This is a genomic window from Agrobacterium sp. GW821-FHT14E08 (genome assembly GCF_058803865.1).
Map to the genome: position 1 here is coordinate 387,967 of NZ_JBXAPJ010000004.1, position 18,892 is coordinate 406,858.

Annotated in this window: 17 protein-coding genes; 6 read left to right on the top strand and 11 right to left on the bottom strand. The window is 60.8% G+C overall.

Going from position 1 to position 18,892, the window contains the following annotated elements:
• The 3 genes from AC1ROR_RS17980 to AC1ROR_RS17990 all read left to right on the top strand — a co-directional run bounded on the left by AC1ROR_RS17980 (position 1) and on the right by AC1ROR_RS17990 (position 4,059).
• Positions 1-525 carry an RNA polymerase sigma factor gene (locus AC1ROR_RS17980; RefSeq protein ID WP_498590243.1) on the top strand — a complete coding sequence of 175 codons (525 nt, stop codon included), beginning with the start codon at positions 1-3 and terminating at the stop codon, positions 523-525.
• On the top strand, positions 522-1,472 hold the full coding sequence (locus AC1ROR_RS17985; protein ID WP_498590244.1) for a FecR family protein: 951 nt from the start codon (positions 522-524) through the stop codon (positions 1,470-1,472). The genes AC1ROR_RS17980 and AC1ROR_RS17985 overlap by 4 nt, the downstream gene beginning before the upstream one ends.
• 91 nt (positions 1,473-1,563) lie before the next feature.
• Positions 1,564-4,059 (top strand): TonB-dependent receptor, encoded by a 2,496-nt coding sequence (locus tag AC1ROR_RS17990; protein WP_498590245.1) that lies wholly within the window; start codon positions 1,564-1,566, stop codon positions 4,057-4,059.
• Positions 4,060-4,269: 210 nt separating this feature from the next.
• Here AC1ROR_RS17990 and AC1ROR_RS17995 read toward each other — a convergent pair whose 3' ends face one another.
• The 9 genes from AC1ROR_RS17995 to kduI all read right to left on the bottom strand — a co-directional run bounded on the left by AC1ROR_RS17995 (position 4,270) and on the right by kduI (position 13,123).
• Positions 4,270-5,364: a glycoside hydrolase family 88/105 protein gene (locus AC1ROR_RS17995; protein WP_498590246.1), complete on the bottom strand. Its 1,095-nt coding sequence runs from the start codon at positions 5,362-5,364 to the stop codon at positions 4,270-4,272.
• Between the two features lie 110 nt (positions 5,365-5,474).
• Entirely contained in the window at positions 5,475-6,755 is a 1,281-nt protein-coding gene (locus AC1ROR_RS18000) for a TRAP transporter large permease (protein WP_498590247.1), read from the bottom strand.
• Positions 6,756-7,277: a TRAP transporter small permease gene (locus AC1ROR_RS18005; protein WP_498590248.1), complete on the bottom strand. Its 522-nt coding sequence runs from the start codon at positions 7,275-7,277 to the stop codon at positions 6,756-6,758.
• A gap of 78 nt (positions 7,278-7,355) precedes the next feature.
• Positions 7,356-8,333 (bottom strand): TRAP transporter substrate-binding protein, encoded by a 978-nt coding sequence (locus AC1ROR_RS18010; protein ID WP_035225639.1) that lies wholly within the window; start codon positions 8,331-8,333, stop codon positions 7,356-7,358.
• Positions 8,334-8,475: 142 nt separating this feature from the next.
• A complete protein-coding gene (locus AC1ROR_RS18015) occupies positions 8,476-9,354 on the bottom strand; it encodes an amidohydrolase family protein (RefSeq protein WP_498590249.1) in 879 nt (292 codons plus the stop codon).
• Complete coding sequence (locus tag AC1ROR_RS18020) at positions 9,351-10,487, bottom strand: D-galactarolactone cycloisomerase (RefSeq protein WP_498590250.1); 1,137 nt, start codon at positions 10,485-10,487, stop codon at positions 9,351-9,353. The genes AC1ROR_RS18015 and AC1ROR_RS18020 overlap by 4 nt, the downstream gene beginning before the upstream one ends.
• 46 nt (positions 10,488-10,533) lie before the next feature.
• Positions 10,534-11,445, bottom strand: coding sequence for a 5-dehydro-4-deoxyglucarate dehydratase (gene kdgD / locus AC1ROR_RS18025; protein ID WP_003499897.1), 912 nt, complete (start codon positions 11,443-11,445; stop codon positions 10,534-10,536).
• Between the two features lie 113 nt (positions 11,446-11,558).
• Complete coding sequence (kduD, locus tag AC1ROR_RS18030; protein WP_498590251.1) at positions 11,559-12,302, bottom strand: 2-dehydro-3-deoxy-D-gluconate 5-dehydrogenase KduD; 744 nt, start codon at positions 12,300-12,302, stop codon at positions 11,559-11,561.
• Positions 12,299-13,123 (bottom strand): 5-dehydro-4-deoxy-D-glucuronate isomerase, encoded by an 825-nt coding sequence (gene kduI / locus AC1ROR_RS18035; protein WP_035225650.1) that lies wholly within the window; start codon positions 13,121-13,123, stop codon positions 12,299-12,301. The genes kduD and kduI overlap by 4 nt, the downstream gene beginning before the upstream one ends.
• 175 nt (positions 13,124-13,298) lie before the next feature.
• On the opposite strand from kduI, the gene AC1ROR_RS18040 reads away from it, so the two are divergent.
• The 3 genes from AC1ROR_RS18040 to AC1ROR_RS18050 all read left to right on the top strand — a co-directional run bounded on the left by AC1ROR_RS18040 (position 13,299) and on the right by AC1ROR_RS18050 (position 15,327).
• On the top strand, positions 13,299-14,096 hold the full coding sequence (locus AC1ROR_RS18040) for an NAD-dependent epimerase/dehydratase family protein (protein ID WP_498590252.1): 798 nt from the start codon (positions 13,299-13,301) through the stop codon (positions 14,094-14,096).
• Between the two features lie 134 nt (positions 14,097-14,230).
• Complete coding sequence (locus AC1ROR_RS18045) at positions 14,231-14,968, top strand: FadR/GntR family transcriptional regulator (RefSeq protein ID WP_035225735.1); 738 nt, start codon at positions 14,231-14,233, stop codon at positions 14,966-14,968.
• A gap of 41 nt (positions 14,969-15,009) precedes the next feature.
• Complete coding sequence (locus AC1ROR_RS18050; protein ID WP_498590253.1) at positions 15,010-15,327, top strand: cupin domain-containing protein; 318 nt, start codon at positions 15,010-15,012, stop codon at positions 15,325-15,327.
• 10 nt (positions 15,328-15,337) lie between these two features.
• Here the strand turns inward: AC1ROR_RS18050 and AC1ROR_RS18055 are convergent, their stop codons facing one another.
• Together AC1ROR_RS18055 and AC1ROR_RS18060 are read right to left on the bottom strand one after the other, a co-directional pair.
• Positions 15,338-16,570: a M24 family metallopeptidase gene (locus AC1ROR_RS18055; protein WP_498590254.1), complete on the bottom strand. Its 1,233-nt coding sequence runs from the start codon at positions 16,568-16,570 to the stop codon at positions 15,338-15,340.
• Between the two features lie 317 nt (positions 16,571-16,887).
• Positions 16,888-18,891, bottom strand: a complete 2,004-nt coding sequence (locus AC1ROR_RS18060; RefSeq protein ID WP_498590255.1) for an aldo/keto reductase — start codon at positions 18,889-18,891, stop codon at positions 16,888-16,890.
• Position 18,892 lies beyond the last annotated feature (1 nt).

The following is an 18,892-nucleotide window of genomic DNA, read 5'->3' on the forward strand; positions in this document are numbered from 1 at the left end:
ATGTGGAGCAAGCCCACGTCACGCGCACTCATCGATGATGCCGTACAGCTCTATTATGAGGAACTGTGCAAGGCCATGAACCGGCGTGGGCACACCACCGCCATCTCGCAGGAGATCGTCCACGATCTTTACCTGCGCTTGACCGGTAAACCCCGGCTTCCCGAAAATACCTCGCTCATCCGTGCCTTCCTGATCCGCGCCTGCGCCAATCTCGGCATTGATCGCCTTCGTCGCGAACAATTCGAGCGCAGGCTGTTTTCCGGAAGCATGGAGGAAGCGCTTGCCGCTCCGCAACCCGTCAGCGATGCGGACAGCCTCGCCGACAGGGAGCATCGGCTGAAGGTATTGCGACGCGCCGTGATGGGCATGTCGTTGCAGCGCCGGCAGGTCTTTCTTGCCAGCAGCATCGGAAATCTGAATTCGCTTGAGATCGCCGAGAGAAGCGGCATCAGCAAGAACATGGTCGACCGCCATCTTCGCAAAGCCTATCTCCATTGCCTGGAATGCCTGGAGGAAACGCTGTGACCGGGCTTGCAAAAAACGCCTCCATGCTGCGCGAGGAAGCTGTCGACTGGTTTCTGCACAAGCGCGAAAGACCGGACGACGCGGCACTTGCGGCGGATTTCGACGCCTGGCTGGCTGCGGATGAGAAGCATGCAAAGGCCTATGAGCGTGTCCGATGTCTCATGGGCGACGCCGGTGCTCTCCTCGCGGGCGACCGGGCGTTTCTGATGAAGGCGACACGCAAGCGCGGCGGCGGCAAAGGCAAGGCGGCAGCGGCGGCGATTGCCGGCGTCTCGCTGCTTGCCGGCTTTTATCTGGCCGATATGCCCATGCGTCTGCGTGCCGACCATATGTCCGGCACGGCGGAACGGCAAATCGTCACCACGCCGGACGGTTCGACCATTACCCTGAACGCACATTCCGCCATCGCGCTGCGTTTCTCCGCAGAGGAGCGGCGCGTCTTGCTGCTGCGCGGGGAAATTTTCGTTGAAGTCGCGCCCGATGCGGCGAGGCCGTTTTCGGTCGAGGCGGCGGGCGGCACGACCACTGCGCTCGGCACCGCCTTCGACGTGGATATGCGCAGCGAGGCAACGAGCGTGACGGTGCTGGAACACAGCGTCTCCGTGGAGATGGGCAAGCGAGGCCAGAGCGGCCGGCTGAATGAAAACCAGCGTGTGGATTATGCCTCCGATGGCAAGATGGGCAGCATCGAGACCGTCGATCCCGCCTCCATCGCCGCCTGGCGCAACGGCCGCTTCATCTTCGAGGACAAGCCGCTTGCCGAGGTGGTGGAAACCTTTGAGCGTTACCTCCCCGGCCGCATTGTCGTGACCCGGGAGAGCCTTCGGAAAAAACGGCTGTCGGGCAATTTCGATCTTTCCAATCCGAGCGCCGCTCTCGCCGATCTGGCTGCCGCCCTTGAAATCGGCGCCGTCAGGGCCGGTCCCTATCTGACGGTTCTTTATTGAATGAAATTTTTTTGGTGAGGGTGTCCCTGAAACGAAGGGCCGTTCGTTCGTGGAGCAGAACACTATTTGCTGCCCCGGAGAGGTGCCCGCCATGACAAGACCAGAACCGACTTTCCGCCACATGACCCGCATTTCGCTATTGTCCGTTTTGCTTGCGAGTGCTGCGGTGGCAACCATTCCCGCATCGGCTCTGGCACAGCAAACGCAGAGGATCGCGATCAATCTGCCCGCCGGCAATATGGCGACCGCGCTCAATCGTCTCGCCAGCCAGTCCGGCCTGCAGATGGTCTATGACGCTTCCGTTGCAAGGGGCCTCAAAAGCGCCTCTGTTTCGGGCACCATGACCCCGGCTGAGGCGCTGGAGCGTCTGCTTTCCGGAACCGGCATCCGTTATCAGTTCATCGGTGAAAAAACTGTCCGGATGGAAATGGCGAGCCGGGCGGCCACAACGGCCGGAAACGGCGACGGGACACTTCTCGAGCCGATCACGCTCAAGGGTGGACGTGTGTTCAACGGCGATGCGCCTAGCGTTGTCGAGATCGATCAGGCTACCATCGAGGCGGCGCAAGCCACCTCCCTGCCGCAACTTCTCCAGAAGACACCCGGCGTCAGTTCCAGCGGCGGCGTGCGATTACAGGGCCAATCCACCGCCATTCGCGGCTTCGCCCGCCAATCCGACGTGCGGCTTCTGCTCGACGGCGCCCCGAAGAACTTCGAGCGCTACGATCAGGGCACGGTCTTCATCGATCCGGAACTGCTCAAACGCGTGGAAATCCAGAAAGGCGCGACGTCCGTTCGTTATGGCAATGGTGGTTTCGGCGGCACCGTCATCATGGAAAGCAAGACAGCAACCGACATGCTGAAACCGGGACAGACCTTCGGCGCCTGGGGCAAGACGAGCTATCAGTCGGCCAACAGGCAGCAGCTCGGATCAGCGGCCATTTACGGCAAATCGGATTTCGGCGGCCCCGTGACCTATGACGGGCTTGCCTCGGTGATCTGGCGCAAGAGCGACAATGTGCGCGTCGGCGGCGGGCAGGTCTATGACGCCTCCAACGACAAGATCACCTCCTTTTCCGCCAATGCCGGCGCTGCCTATGACGGCCACGAGCTGCGCGCCTCGGTCATCTACGGCAAATCGGCCGATTACGGCCCGCTTGCCGCCAATCGCGGCGATCTGGGTCTCACCGCCTACACCATCAAGACCTATGGTTACGATCTGGCGCGGCTCAGGGCGCTTGCCTGGCGTGACATGGAGGACTTCTCCTCGACGCTGAAATATTCCTATGATGGCGACAGCGATCTCGTGAATTTCAAGGCGATGGCGAGCTTCTCCGCCACCAGCCTCGACATGACACGCCCGACCATTCCGGGTTTCGTGCCCAGCGGATCGCTGGGCGGCATGCAGGACGATACGAAATATACCGACTTCAAGCTGGAAGCGGAGAACACCTCCAATTTCGAACTGGGCGGATTGTCCCACGTCGCCAATTATGGCGTGCAATATATGCGCCACGACCGGGACTCGTGGATGTACGACATCGCCAACCGCACCAGTGCGCAATATAATTATGGCTACTATGCATCGTGGATCAAACCGGAAGGCACGCAGGAAACCATATCCGCCTTTTTCCGGGACGAAATCAGCCTGACGGACACCTTCAAGGTGACACCCGGCATCAGGTTCGACCATGTCCGCTCCGAGGGCGTTCCGAATGCGGCGCCGCGCTTTAACACTCCGGCGGCCGGGCACGATTATTCCGCCGTCTCCCATAGCGGCGCGACGCCGGCGCTCAGCATGCGCTGGGAAGCGGTTCCGGGCACCACCTTTTTCGCCGATTGGGCTTATGCCATGCGCGCGCCCGTCATTGACGAGCTTTATTCAAGCCAAAGCCTGGCAACCACGGCATCGGGAACGTCGCGCAACCTGAAAGTGGAGCGCAACAACAATTTCAACATCGGCGTCTCGCAGCAATTCGACGAGGTGTTCCTGAAAGGCGACAGCCTGACGGCCTCGATCGGCGGCTTTTATAACAATGTTACCAATCCCATCACGCGCCGCTTCGGCACCGCCAACCTTGCCGGTGTCAAGAACGTGCCGTTTTACTGGAATACCCCTTCCTACAAGATTTACGGCCTCGACGTTTCGGCAAGCTACGATTCCGACCACATCTTCGGAAATCTCGGCCTTTCCTGGATGAACGGCTCGCGTAACGGCGCCATCAACAATGTGTATGGTCCAGATACTTATGCGAACGATCTTTCCCCGTTCACCGCCAATCTCCAGCTGGGTTACAAGCTGCCTGACTGGGATCTGGCGTTGAGCTGGAACGGACAATTTGTCGCCGCGCAGGAAAATACGCCCGCCAACCAGGGCGGCGCCACCTATGCCCGACCCGAAAGCCCCGGCTACGCCGTCCACGGCATTGCCGTCGACTGGACGCCGAAGGAAGGCTTGATGGCCGGGCTGGAAGTGCACGCCTCGGTCGACAACCTGTTCGACAAATATTACTTCCCCTATCTCAGCGACCGCATTGCCGCCATGCCGGGGCGCAATTTCAAGCTGTCGATCAGCCGCAAGTTCTGAGCGGAAGATGACTGAGCCAGCGGGGCGGAGCTTTCTGCCCCGAACATCGATAAAGGGCATCCAAACCTGCCCTCATCCTCGGGCTTGACCCGAGGACCCATTGATCCGGCGACAGTAGATCCTCGGGTCAAGCCCGAGGATAACGTCGAGAGTGACGGCGGCCTGCACTACTCCCGTCAGTGGAGACCGCTTAGGCCGCTCACCCCACTGTCATCTCAGAAGAAGCCCCTCGGCATAGGCCATCATCAGCGGCCCCACCCCCTTGGCATCATCTGATACGACCGGCTCGGTGAGATAATATCCCGGCGAGCCGTCGCGATAATTGCCCTCGAAGCCGCCGAGCCCCGCGACGTGGACGATGCCGGTAAGGCGGGTGATGCCCTCTTCGTCCACCTTGAGCCGCGTCTCCAGCAGCGCCTTAAGCGCGCGGCGGCCCGCCGAAACGGCAGCGTCTGCCTCCTCGCCCTGCAAAAGTCCCAGCCGGGCAGCACGCAGCAGAGCGTAGGCGAACATGGCCGACGCGGAGGTTTCCTCGTAATTTCCGGCAAGGGTTGAATTGTCGAGCACCTGCATCCAGAGACCGGCTTCCGTCTGCCGCGCAACAATGCCGGCCAGAAGCAGACGTGCACGCTCGCGAAGCGGTGCTGTCACGCCGTCATCCGGCAAAATCACCAAGGTATCGACCAGTGCCATGGCAAGCCAGCCGACGGCACGCGCCCAGATGGCGGGCGACTGGCCGGTCGAGGGGTCGGCCCAGCGCTGGCTGCGGCTCTCGTCATAACCATGGACGTAAAGCCCGCCGGCATCTGCGGTGAGCGAAAGTGCGGACGAAAACTGCCGCAGGGCATCGTTGATCAGCTCGGTGCGACCCGTCGCCTGCGCATATTCGATCTGGAAGGGCAGCCCCATATAAAGCCCGTCCAGCCAGACCTGATGCGGATAACGCTGTTTGTGCCAATAATTGCCGGCAGCAATGCGCGGATGGGTGCGGAGCTGGCCGGCCAGATGGTCCGCCGCGGCAAGGTAACGCGCCTCACCCGTTTCCACGGCAAGGGGAAAGAGAATGCGGCCGGCCAGAATATGATCGATATTATATTCTGCCGGTTTGTAGCCGGCGAGCGTTCCATCCGCCGATATCTGGGCATCGGCCAACCGATGGAGGTGGCGACGCCAGCGCTCATCGCCACTGGCCTCGAATAAGAGCTGTAGCCCCCGATAGACACATCCATCCTCATAACACCAGCTACCGCCCTTGTAATGCCTGTATCGAATGGAGAATTGTTCAAAATAATCAGTGGCTTTCATGGATTTTCTCAATAAATTTCTGACAGATGAAATGGGTCTGCCTGCGCCGGGGCCCATGCATCATGGCCCCGCCGGAATGGCGAGGCCCGTTTTTGAATATCCCGTTGCACTCACCGGAAGAGCGACGGCAACCAAAGCGAAAGTGACGGGATATAGGTCACGGCGAGCAGCACCGCGATGCTTGCTCCAAAGAACGGCCAGATCGTCCGCATCGCCTCCCTGATCGATATGCCGCCGACCGCGCAGCCGACGAAAAGCACCGTTCCGACGGGTGGCGTATTGAGGCCGATACCGGCATTGAGGATCATCACCACGCCGAAATGCACCGGGTCGATACCAAAGGCCTTCACCACAGGCAGCAGCACCGGCGTGGAAATGATGACCATGGGCGCCATGTCCATGAAGGTGCCGAGCAGCAGCAGAATGACGTTGATGACCAGCAGCACGATGATCGGATTGTCCGAAATCGCGCTGATGGCCGCAATCATCAGGGTCTGCACCTGCAGGAAAGCCATCAGCCAGCCGAAGGACGCCGCCGTGCCGATGACCAGGAGAACCATGGCCGTCGTCCGAACCGCGCCCATCACCGCTTCCACGAAACCGCTCCAGTCAAGCTCGCGATAGACCAGCATGGCGACGAGGAAGGCATAGAGAACGGCGATGCAGGAGCTTTCCGTTGCGGTGAAGATGCCCGAACGCACGCCGCCGAAGATGATGCCGATCAGCAGGATGCCGGGGAACGACGCCAGAAGATAATACATCAGCTTGGAAAAGCCGGGGAATGGCTCGGAGGGATAACCCTTGCGCCGCGCAACGATGTAGGCGGTGACCATCAGGGCCGCGGCAAGCAGGAGGCCCGGAATGATGCCGGCGGTGAAGAGATCGGCCACCGAGACATTGCCGCCCGCCGCGATCGAATAAAGGATCATGTTATGCGATGGCGGGATCATCAGCGCGATGATGGCGGCATTGACGGTGACATTGACGGCATAGTCCCTGTCATAACCGCGCTTGGCCATTTGCGGGATCATCAGGCCGCCCACGGCCGATGCATCCGCCACAGCCGAGCCGGAAATACCGCCAAACAGCGTCGAGGCGACGATATTGACCTGCCCCAGACCGCCGCGCAGATGGCCGACCAGCCCTGCCGCAAAACGGATGAGGCGATGGGCGATACCGCCGCGCACCATCAGGTCGCCGGCGAAGATGAAAAACGGAATCGCCATCATCGCAAACACGTTCATGCCGGAATTCATCTGCTGGAACACCACGATGGGCGGCAGGCCGAGATAAAGCACGGTCGCGAAGGAGGCGATGCCGAGGCAAAACGCGATGGGCGTGCCGATCAGCATCAGAAGGGTGAAGACACCGAAGAGGATGGTGTAAGCCATTTACGCGGCCTCCTGCACGAGAATATCCGCCGCGATCTCCTCGCCGATGGCGAGATCGATGAAACGTTCGGCCGCAAACAGCGCAATGAGAAAACCGCCGCCCACGAGCGGGAAGAAATCCGTGCCGCCCGGCCAGCCGAGAACCGGAACCGTCGCCGTCCATGTCCCGATGGAAAGCGCGGTGCCATACCAGGCCATGCCGACACCGAAGAAAAAGATCAGGGCAAGGCTGGTCAGGTCCATTCCCTTCTGTATGCGCGGCGGCATCATGTAACGCAGAATATCCAGCCCCAGATGCACGCTCTCCCGCACACCGACCGCAGCCCCCAGCATGATGAACCATGACATGAGGTGAAGCGACAGCGGTTCCGACCAGCTGGGTGAATCATTCAGGATATAACGGGCAAAGACCTGCCAGCCGACGATAAGCGTCATGGCGACCATGCCGATACCGGCAATATAGAGCGACGCATGGCTGAGTGCGCCGAGAAATGGGCGAACCGCCCGCATGAAGTTTCGCATTTGCCTTCCTCCTCCTCCTTCAAACAAGACGGCTGCAAAAGAAAACCGGCCCTGTCGCCAGAGCCGGTTTTCCCCATGTCACTTGACCGCTTTGACCCGTTCCAGAAGGTCCTTCATCTTCGGATCGGTCACGAACTTGTCGTAGACCGGCCCCATCGCTGCAGCGAACTCCTCCTTGTTGACCTTGATGACGTTGACGCCACCGGCACGCACCTTTTCTTCCGAGGCCTTTTCGCGGGCGCTCCACAGTTCGCGCATCTTGCCGACGGAATCCTTCGCCGCCTGGCGCACGAGCTTCTGGTCTTCCGGAGAGAGTTTGTCCCAGGAGACCTTGGACATCACGAGGATTTCCGGATTGAGGGAATGTTCCGTCAGCGAATAGTTCTTCGCGACCTCATAGTGGCGGGCGGATTCGTAGGACGGCCAGTTATTTTCCGCACCGTCGACGACACCGGTTTCAAGCGAGGAATAGACCTCACCCATCGGCATCGGCGTCGGGTTGGCGCCAAACGCCTGCATCATCGAAATCCACAGATCCGATTGCTGCACGCGGATTTTCAGGCCCTTGAGGTCCGCCAGTTTTTCGATGGGCTTTTTGGTGGTGTAGAAAGAGCGCGCACCGGAATCATAAAAGGCAAGACCGACAAGGCCGTGCGGTTCGAAGGCCGCGAGAACCTCGTCGCCGATCGGCCCGTCAACGGTATTGTGCATGTGCTCCGTCGAACGGAACAGGAAAGGCAGGCCGAGGACGGTGGTTTCCTTCACCAGATTGTTGAAGGGCGCGGCATTGACGCGGTTCAGGTCGATGACGCCGAAGCGGGTCTGCTCGATGGTGTCTTTCTCACCGCCGAGAACCGAATTGTTCATGACCTGTACCTTGATGCGGCCCTTGGACCGCTCAGACAGAAGCTCGCCCATATATTTCACGGCTTCGACCGTCGGATAACCGTCGGGATGGATGTCTGCCGAACGCAGGGTGATTTCCTGCGCCTTGGCGGAAACGCCTGCGAGCGCGATCCCCATCGCGATGCACATCATGCTTGCAATCTTTTTCATGTCTTCCTCCTCCGTTGTAACAACGGTCCAGCCCCTCCAGGCTATAGGACCGAATTTTCACGCCCATCCGGGCCGGCATGCAAAGACCTTTCAGTTGACAAGGACGATGGGACCTCCCTTTCCCAACCATCCCGGATTGACACTATGCCGCCACGAATGGCGGCAGCTTGAACAGGACCTCGGGGTTGTCCACCAGCGCACGCTGGCGCGCCGCCTCATCCGGAAGCCAGCCAAGAACCAGCTCCGCAAGGCGGGCATCGTCCGGATAGGCCGCCGTCTCGCGGATGGAATTATGCGGCCAGTTGGTGCCCCAGATGATGCGCTCCGGCGCATGGGCCGCGATTACGCGCGAAAAGGCGGCAACATCCTCATAGGGCCAGCTCTCACGCGAACTTTCATACACCCCGGCGAATTTGAACCAGAGATTGCCGCGGTCGATGAGTTTCAGAAGCGCGGCCATTTCCGGGCCATCGGTTTTACTGCCCCTGAAGAACTTGCCATGGTGGTCGAACACCCAGCGTGAGCGGATTGTCTCAAGACGCGGCAGATGATCGAGCAGCGTATTGCCGTCGAACTGCACCGCCACCATCCAGTCGGCCGCATGAGCACGCTCGTCCACGGCTTCGAGTTCGGAAAGGTTCACGGCACCGCCCGGCAGATCCATGATGCGCGCGCCGACAGCGCCAGCGGCCGCCAGTTGCTCCATGTCCTTTTCCGTCGTGCCGGCATCGATGATCACCACCGCACGCGCCGCCTCGCCCATCTCGGCAACGCAGGCAAGCGTATTGGCATTGTCACGCTGATGGGCATTGCCCTGGGTGATGATGACGCGGTCTATGCCAAGCCATTGCATCAGCTGTCGGTACTCGGCAGGCCCCGGAAGCGGGCCCGGCGGCAGGCCCGGCCCGCCCGGCAAGGCCGGATATCCCGGCAGATAGAGATGCATCTGCGTGTCCACGGCACCCTTCGGAAAGGATGGCTTCGGCGGGGTACCGGTCAGCTGGCGTTCAAGGTCGCTCATGCGTCGGGCATCCTGAATTCGGTGAGCGCATCGCGATTGATCTCAATGCCGAGGCCTGGGCCATTGGGAATGGCGACAACGCCGTTCACCGCCTCGATCGGCTGCTTCAGCACGGCCTGGCGGAAGGGATTGGGCGTGCGGTCGAATTCCATGATCGGCTCGATGGGGTTGACCCGCACCGGGTCAGGCGTCATCGCCGCCATGAATTGCAGGGCGGCGGCAATCTGCACACCGGTGCCCCAGACATGCGGCACAATGCGCACGCCGTGGAGTGTTGCGAGCGTGGCGATCTTCTGCGTTTCGGAAAAACCGCCGCAGCCGCAGAGATCGGGCTGGAGAATACCCACCGCACCGGCGGAAAGCGCCTGCCACATGCCATAACGCCCATGCCAGGTCTCGCCACCCGCAACCGGAATAGGCTGTCCTGCCCGAACGCGGGCATAGGCATCGAGCTGTTCGGGAACCACCGGCTCCTCGAACCAGTCGATGCCATAGTCAGCCGCACGGTTGCCGAGCGTTATGGCTTCCGTGACGGTATAACCATGATTGGCATCGATCATCAGCCGCATATCCGGCCCGATCGCTTCACGCACGGCGGCGATGACGCGAAGATCTTCCTCGATGCCGAAACCGATCTTGATCTTGCAGGCGTGGAAACCGTCTGCCCGACGTTCCGCCATCTCAGCGGCATTGTCGGAGACGCGGTCTACCCCGTCGCGCTTGAAGCTGCCTGTGGCATAGGCGCGGACGCTTTCGCGCCAGCGCCCGCCCAGCAACATCGAGACGGAAGCGCCGTAATGCTTGCCCTTGATATCCCAGAGCGCGATATCGATGCCGGACAAAGCGGTGAGGCTGAGGCCGCGCTGACCCTGGTCGCGCAGGGCATTATAAAGCACGGCCCAGATCTTTTCAGTCTGGCGCGGGTCCTGGCCGATGAGCCAGCCGGAATAGGCCTGAACCACGGCGGCGTTCGGTCGCGCCGGACCGAGGCATTCGCCCCAGCCGACGGTTCCATCATCGCATTCGATCTCCACCAGAATATGGGCACGCCGGTCGAAGCGCATGGAGGCGCTTTCAAACGGCGTGTCCAGCCGATGTTCGAGCAGATGCGTGCGCACCGCCGTTATCTTCATCGCTCCCCTCCCGTTTTGCCCGGATCAGACATTGATCAGACCTTGATCAGGCTTTGCGCTTGTGCGTGCCGATCAGGGCATCGAGCATGCCAATTTCCTCGTTCGTCAGGTCCTTCAGCGGCGCACGCACCGGGCCGGCATCAAAGCCCTGCAGGCGAACGCCGGCCTTGATGGCGGAGACGGCGTAACCCTTGGCGCGGTTGCGGATCGCCATGAACGGATAGAAGAACTCCGTCAGGATGCGTTCGCAGGTGGCGCGCTCGCCGGCACGCAGCGCCGCGTAGAACTCGTTGGCAAGGCCCGGCACGAAGTTGAAGACGGCCGAGGAATAGGTGGTGAAGCCGGCGCCGAGATAGGCCTCGGCAAACAGTTCAGCCGTCGGCATGCCGCCGAGATACATCAGGCGGTCACCCATTTTGGCGGTGATCTGGCGAACGAGACCGATATCGCCGGTGCCATCCTTGAAGCCGACAAGGTTCGGGCATTCATCGCAAAGACGCGCCAGCGTATCCGCCTGGAGCACCGAATTGTCGCGGTTATAAACCATGACACCGATGCCGACCGACTGGCAGACCTTTTTGATATGCGCGTAGAGGCCTTCCTGCGGCGCATCGATGAGGTAATGCGGCAGAAGCAGGATGCCGTCAGCACCGACCTTTTCGACGGAACGGGCGATATCGACCGCAACCTCGGTGCCGTAGCCGCAGCCGGAAACGATTGCCGTTTCACCGGCCACTTCCTTGGCAGCCGAAACGATGGTGGGAATTTCATCCGGCTTCAGCGAGAAGAACTCGCCCGTGCCGCCGGCTGCAAACAGCACCGGCGCCTTGTAACCGGCGAGCCATTCGACATGCGCCCTGTAGCTATCGGCCGCAAAACGGCCCTCGGAATCGAAATGGGTAACCGGGAAGGAGAGCAGGCCGGAGCCGAGCGCCGCCTTGATTTGTTCAGGGTTCATGGACGAGATTCCTCTGCAAGTTCACTGACTGAAAGCCACCTAAACCGCTTGCCGTATATTTGTCAATAAGTCATCATACAAGTTATATGATGAATTTTCGAAGCTGGCGCGGATCAGCGCGCCAGCCAGCCGCCATCCACATTCAAAATGGCGCCATGCACATAATCCGCCGCCGGCGATGCGAGGAAAACCGCCGCCCCGGCAATGTCCTCGGAATGACCCCAGCGGCCAGCGGGGATACGCTCGAGAATGGCCTTGTTGCGGGCCACATCCGCCCGCAACGCCTCGGTATTGTTGGTTTCGATGTAACCAGGTGCGATGGCATTCACGTTGATGCCCTTTGCGGCCCACTCATTCGCCAGAAGCTTGGTGAGACCGGCCACGCCATGTTTCGCCGCCGTGTAGGAGGGCACGCGGATGCCACCCTGAAACGACAGGAGCGAGGCGATATTGACCACCTTGCCGGAGCGGCCTTTCGCCAGCAGCTCTTTCGCGAAAGCCTGCGTGGTGAAAAACAGCGCCTTGAGATTGACGTCCATCACCTCGTCCCAGTCGAGTTCGGAAAACTCGACGGAATCGGCACGGCGGATAATGCCGGCATTGTTGACGAGAATATCCAGACCGGCATCGGCAAAGCTGTCCTTCGCCGCCAAGGGATCGGCAAAGTCGATCGTGAGCGCGCTGGCATTGCCGCCATTCTTCGCAATCAATTCCAGCGTTTCGTCGGGCGCACGGCGCGCAGCGCAGACCACTTCCGCACCGGCGGCGGCAAGGCCGATGGCGATTGCCTGGCCGAGCCCCGTATTGGCACCCGTCACCAATGCCTTACGCCCTTGAAGCGAAAAGGGATTTTTCATTTCAGATCCCCCGGCTGGATGAAGTCCATGTCGGTATAGTCGACATTGTCTCCCGCCATCGCCCAGATGAAGGTGTAGGAGCCGATGCCGGCGCCGGAATGGATCGACCAGGGCGGCGAAACCGCACCCTCTTCATTCGAGATGAACAGATGCCGGGTTTCCTGCGGCTCACCCATCAGGTGCAGAACACGGGATTTCTCATCCATGCCGAAATAGAGATAGGCCTCCATGCGGCGATCATGAATGTGGGAAGGAATGGTGTTCCAGACAGAGCCGTCCTCCAGCGTCGTATAACCCAGCACCAGCTGGCAGCTTTCCATGACAAGCGGATGGATGAACTGATTGATGGTGCGCTTGTTGGAAGTCTCCGTCGCGCCGAGCTTGACCTCCTTGCTGTCGGCAAGGCTGACGAGCTTTGCCGGCAGGCTGCGATGGGCCGGGCACGACGTGATGTAGAATCGCCCTGCCCCGTCGAAAGTAACGGCACCGCTGCCCGCGCCGAGATAAAGCACGTCGCCACGATTGAGCGTGTAGCTTTGCCCGCCGGCGCTGACGGTGCCGGTCTCGCCGATATTGACGATGCCCATCTCGCGCCGGTCAAGGAAAGACGGCGTCTTCGTTTCTTCTACCCTGTCCAGCGTCAGCGGTGCACCGTTCGGCACCGCGCCGCCCATGACGAAACGGTCGTAATGGGTGTAGATCAGTCTGATTTCACCGGAACGGAACATGTCGCTGGCGAGGAAATGCTTGCGAAGCCCTTCGGTATCGAGCGTTTTAGCAAATTCCGGGTTGACGGCCTGCCTTGTTTCGACGGTCAGCATCAAACTCATCCTTCATGATTGTTGCGCATAGGACATAATATATGTTATCCGCTTTTTGTACGATCTGTATGATAAGGTCAAGAGGCGCTGAGATATCTCGACCACGCCGGAGAGGCTGGATGCGGGTTTTCCGCAGCTTCGTTGATCCGCAGCCCATTCGTTTAGGAGAATTGCAATGAAACGGCTTCTTGTTACCGGTGCGGCAGGCCAGCTCGGCCGCGTCATGCGCAAGCGCCTCGCACCGATGGCCGAGATATTGCGCCTTGCCGATCTTGCGCCGCTCGATCCGGCCGGACCGAACGAAGAATGCCTGCAATGCGATCTGGCCGACGCCGGGGCCGTCGATGCGATGGTGGCCGATTGTGACGGCATCGTCCATCTCGGCGGCATTTCGGTGGAGCGGCCTTTCGAGCAGATCCTTCAGGGCAATATCATCGGGCTTTATAATCTTTATGAAGCCGCCCGCGCCCACGGCCAGCCGCGCATCGTCTTCGCAAGTTCCAACCACACGATCGGTTATTATTCCCAGACCGAGCGGCTCGGACCGGACGTCCCCTTCCGGCCGGACGGTCTTTACGGCGTTTCCAAATGTTTCGGCGAAAGCCTCGCCCGCATGTATTTCGAAAAATTCGGTCAGGAGACGGCGCTGGTTCGTATCGGCTCCTGCACGGCGGAACCGCAAAACCACCGCATGTTGTCGACCTGGTTTTCGCAGGATGATTTCGTATCGCTGATCGAGGCGGTTTTCCGCGCGCCGGTGCTTGGTTGCCCGGTTGTCTGGGGCGCGTCAGCGAATGATGCGGGCTGGTGGGACAATTCGCATCTCGGCTGGCTTGGCTGGAAACCGAAGGACAATGCCGAGACGTTCCGGCAGCACATTGCCGAGACAATGCCGCAACCGGACCCGAACGATGCGGTGGCACGGTTTCAGGGCGGCGTTTTCATCGACAACCCGATCTTCAAGGCGAACTGAAATGCCATGTGAGGCCAACAAGCGCGACAACCGGCCTTTCCTGCGCGTTCAGCGGGATTGCAAGCCGGGCCGCGAATAACGTATCGAGGAATACCGGGAGCAAACCTGCACCCTTTTTTAGAACGGCGATGAAAATGATAAAAGCAACGACCTCCGAACCGGCAGCTCCGCAAGCAAGGACGCTTGTGGTCAAGGTTTCGGAGGAACTGCGCGGCCAGATCGCCAAGGGCCGTTACAAGACGGGCGAGCGCCTGCCTTCCGAAGCGCAGCTGACCCAGGAATTCGGCGTCAGCCGCACCGTGGTGCGTGAGGCGATCGCCTCGCTGCGCTCCGACGGTCTGGTCGAGCCGCGCCAGGGCGCCGGTGTCTTCGTGCTGGAGCCAGCACCTGTCGAGCGGCGGCCCTTCCATAATGTCGATCTTGCCCGGGTCTCGTCACTGATCGAAATGCTGGAATTGCGCACCGCCGTCGAGGGGGATGCTGCCGGTCTTGCAGCCGTTCGCCGCTCTCCGGCACAGGAGGAAAAGATCATCGAAGCTTTCGATGCCTTCCGCGCCAGTGCCGCCAGGGGTGTGCCGACGGCAGAGGCCGATTTCGCCTTCCACCTCGCTGTGGCCGAGGCGACCAACAATCCGCGCTTCAGCGAGTTTCTGCAGGTGCTTGGCCCCACCCTCATTCCGCGCCGCGCCGTTGCTGAGAACGGCACGGAAACCGTGCTTTCGCCCGCCGATCTCAACCGGCTTGTCGGCGAGCATGAAGCAATCCTGATTGCGATACAGGATGGTGACGAAGAGGCGGCCAGAAACGCCATGCGCCATCACCTGAAAAGCAGCCAGACGCGGTATCGCGCCATGCTGCGCGCACCACGCTGAAATTTCCCGCATATCCATATTGCAAGACCGAGGAGAACGACATGCAGCAGCTTCCGACATTCCCGACCGTTTCACCCGACGATGGCGTTGAACGCACCGTGCTGTCAGAAGCGCCCGAACTGATGGTTGTTTCGTTCCGCTTCAAGACCGGTGCGGAAGGCAAGCTGCACAGCCACCCGCATGTGCAATCCACCTATGTCGCCAGCGGCAGCTTCCGCTTTTACCGCGACGGAGAGGCCTACGACCTGCAGAAAGGCGACAGTCTCGTCGTTCCCGGCCATATCGAGCACGGCTGCCTGTGTCTGGACGAAGGGGAGCTGATCGACTGCTTCACCCCGCGCCGCGACGATTTCCTCTGAGGGACGGCAATCAGTCTAGAGACAAATCCCGCAGGGTGCGTGGCAAGCTGTTCATGCACTCTGTCCCTGCCGAGGTGACGAGGAACTGGTCCTCGATCATCAGCGCCCCCAGCCCTTCGCCATAGAAAGGCGCTTCGAGCGCCACGACCATGCCGGGAAGAATGATTTCCGGATTGTCATGGGAAAAGAACGGCCATTCCTCGATACCCACGCCACCGCCGACGGAATGGCCGAAATGGCCGCGATAATATTCGCTGAAACCTTGCCTGCGCATCGAGGCCAGCATGGCGGCGTGCACAGCACCGAATGTATTGCCGGGACGAATCTCTTCGAGCCCGCTGGCAAAGGCTGCCTCCAGCGCGCTGAAAACATCGGCGGCCAGTGTCGAGAGCGGCCCCCACGAAAAACTCCGCGCGCCATCCGACGAATAACCGTCGACCAGCGTGCCAACATCGGCCTTGATGAGCGCACCCGGCGTAACAACCGCCGCCATATCCGACAAAGCGGGTCCGACGGATATGTAGTCCCAATGGCCGCTCAGCGAAAATCCGGATTTCATGGCATGGGCCTGCGCGCCGGCCTTCCAGGCAGTGGAAAGCCCGCCGAGCGGCGCGCCGGGCCTGACGGCAGCGGCCATCGCGACCAGCCCAGCCTCAGCCGCCGCTGCCGCGCTTCGTAGAAGCTCGATCTCACGCTCAGATTTCACGGCGCGCAGACGGCGTAGCACGGCCGATCCGTCAACCCAGTCGACATCGGGCAGCGCCTGACGCAGCGCCAAGAAATCAGCGGCGGGCATGAATTCGAGGTCTGCGCCAATGCGTGCCGCCGACAGCCCACGCTCCCGCAGCAGGTCAGCCAGCAGGCCAAAACAGGCGGCGCGATCGAATGTCTCCGGCCTCGGGCCACCGGCATTGTTGCGGCGATAGGCATCGTTCACCTGCGCGATGGTTTCGGCGCCCGACAGATCGACCATATCGATCCAGATGCGATGGCAGCGCAGATCGACATCAAGCGCGGCCTTCCTGACAAGCGGGGCGGCATGATCGCTGACGACAGCGGCAAGCCGCGCCCCGGCATCGGCCGGCACCAGCGCAATTGCCGAACCAGCCCTGCCCCACATGGTCGCGACACCGGCATGGGCGCCGACCGCATAACGGAAGGCTTCGGGCTGGAAAAGCACCAGCGCATCAATCTCCGCCTCCCGCATCTGCTGCTGGGCGCGGCTTCGGTCGATATCGCTCATGGGAACCCCGGTGATTGTTTGGCTGCAGGTTTATGAACCTACGCTTTAGCAGTCACCGGGAGAGGAAAGAAGGTGGAAGATGATGTCTCCATCCTGAGATTCGTCAGTTGGAGCGAGCGGATACCCCTTGTTTCTTCTCCCCGCCGGGGAGAAGTCCGCGGCAGCGGGATGAGGGGGCAAGGGTAGAGATATATGGAGAGCTAGCCCCCTCATCTACCCCTTCGGGGCATCTTCTCCCCGGCGGGGAGAAGAAACAAGCCGCAACCTCTTGCCCAATATCAATGGGACGGCGGATAAATCCGCCGCCTCATTGCCTTTCACGCCTCCAGCCACTTTACCTGCTCATCCGTCAGCGCAATATCCAGCGCCGAAAGACTATCCTCCAGCTCCGCAATCGTGCGCGGCCCGATCAGCGGAATGACCGGGAAAGGCTGGGCGATGACATAGGCGAGCGCAATGTGGATCGGGTGGCGGCCGAGTTTCTGCGCAAGCTCGATTGCCCGGTCGCGGCGGACGAAGTTGCGGTCGGAATACCAGACACGGACGATTTCTTCATCGTCATGCTTGTCGCGTCCTGCCCGGTCGGTGAAAAATCCGCGCCCCTGGCTGGACCAGGCGAAATTGGGAATCTGGCGGGATTTCAGCCATTGCTTCCACTCGTCATCCGATGCCGCGACGCAGCCCGCCCAGATGGGATCGAGCATTTCCGCCAGCGAGAAATTGTTGGAAAGCGCGGCCGGAGCCTGCTTGCCGTTCTTCGCAGCATAGGCGGCCGCCTCATCCATGCGCTCGCGTGTCCAGTTGGAACCGCCGAAAATGCCGCGAATGCGCCCGCGCCGGACTTCGGCATCCATGGCATCGACGAACTCGCCGACCGGCACGTCGGAATTATCGCGATGCATGAAATAGGCATCGACATAATCCGTCTTCAGCCGCTCAAGCGACTGATCGAGCTGCTTTGCGATCATATCAGGATAGCAGAGCGGCGAATGTGCGCCCTTGCCGATCAGCACGATCTCTTCGCGCGGTACGGTGCGGCTGGTGTGCCAGTCGCCGAAGATCGCCTCGGTCCTGCCTGCGCCGTAGACATAGGCCGTATCGAAGAGATTGCCGCCGGCCTCGTAAAAGGCATCAAGCGTCAGGGATGCGGAGGCGAAATTGGGGAAGAATTCGAAACCGAGCGCGACCACGGACGCGGGCTTGGCAAGGCCCGGTATCTGGCGCTTGGGAACCGAACTTCCGGCAACGACCTTGCCACCGGCGATATTTCCGATGCGCGATGTCGCCTTTTCGACGCTGTATTCCAGTCCGACGGAAGCCCGCCACTGGTCCATGACACGCAGATTGCCGAGACTATCGGCCCAGGCCATGCCGGGTGCATCAAATTCGTGTCTGCCCTGGCGAATTGCCTCACCCGCCGCATCCACCTCGAAGGAATAAAGCCACCGATCCTCCGGCAGCTCGATGGTTTCCACCTTGTCGCCCCTGATGATATCGATCCGCCCGGTGCCGCCCTTGTGGCCGGCGGCAAACCAGAAATCCTTGACTTCGATACGGCCTTCCGAGCCGATGATGCGCAGCACATTGTCCTGCGCCGCCATGATCGAGCACGAGACTTCGGCGACGATGCCGTTTGCGAATTTCAGTACGGCCGAAGCCCATTCATCGACGCCCGACTGGCCGAGATGCGCCGCACCCGCCACCTTTTCCGGCTCGGCAAAGGGTTTTCCATCCACGGCACCGGCAATCATCCGCACCATGGAAACCGGATAACCGCCGACATCAAGAATGCCGCCGCCCGCCGTTTCATTGGCAAACAGCCGGTGATCGGCCCGGAACGAACCCATGTTGAAACCGAAGCTGGAGCGGATGATGCGGATATCGCCCACCGCCCGGGCCTTCACCAGTTCCAGCAATTTCGCCGTCTGCGGATGCAGGCGGTACATATAGGCCTCGCCGGCGAAGACGCCTGCCTTTTTCGCCTCGTGGAAAATGGCGTCGGCATCATAGGCGGAAAGCGCGATGGGCTTTTCCACCAGCACGTTTTTACCCGCCCGGATTGCCTTGATCGCCCATTCGGCATGGCCGGTATGGGGTGTGGCGATATAGACGGCGTCGATATCGGGATCGGCAAGCAGCGCATCGTACCCATGGATGATGCGCGCACCGGCGAAGGCCTCGGCAAGGACGGGCTTGTCCGGATTGCGGGTGGCGATGGCCTGTAACCTGCCGGTGCGGGAATGCGCGATACCATCGGCAAAGGTTCTCGCGATGGTGCCCGGGCCGATGATGCCCCAGCGGATCGGTTGTTCGGTCGTCATG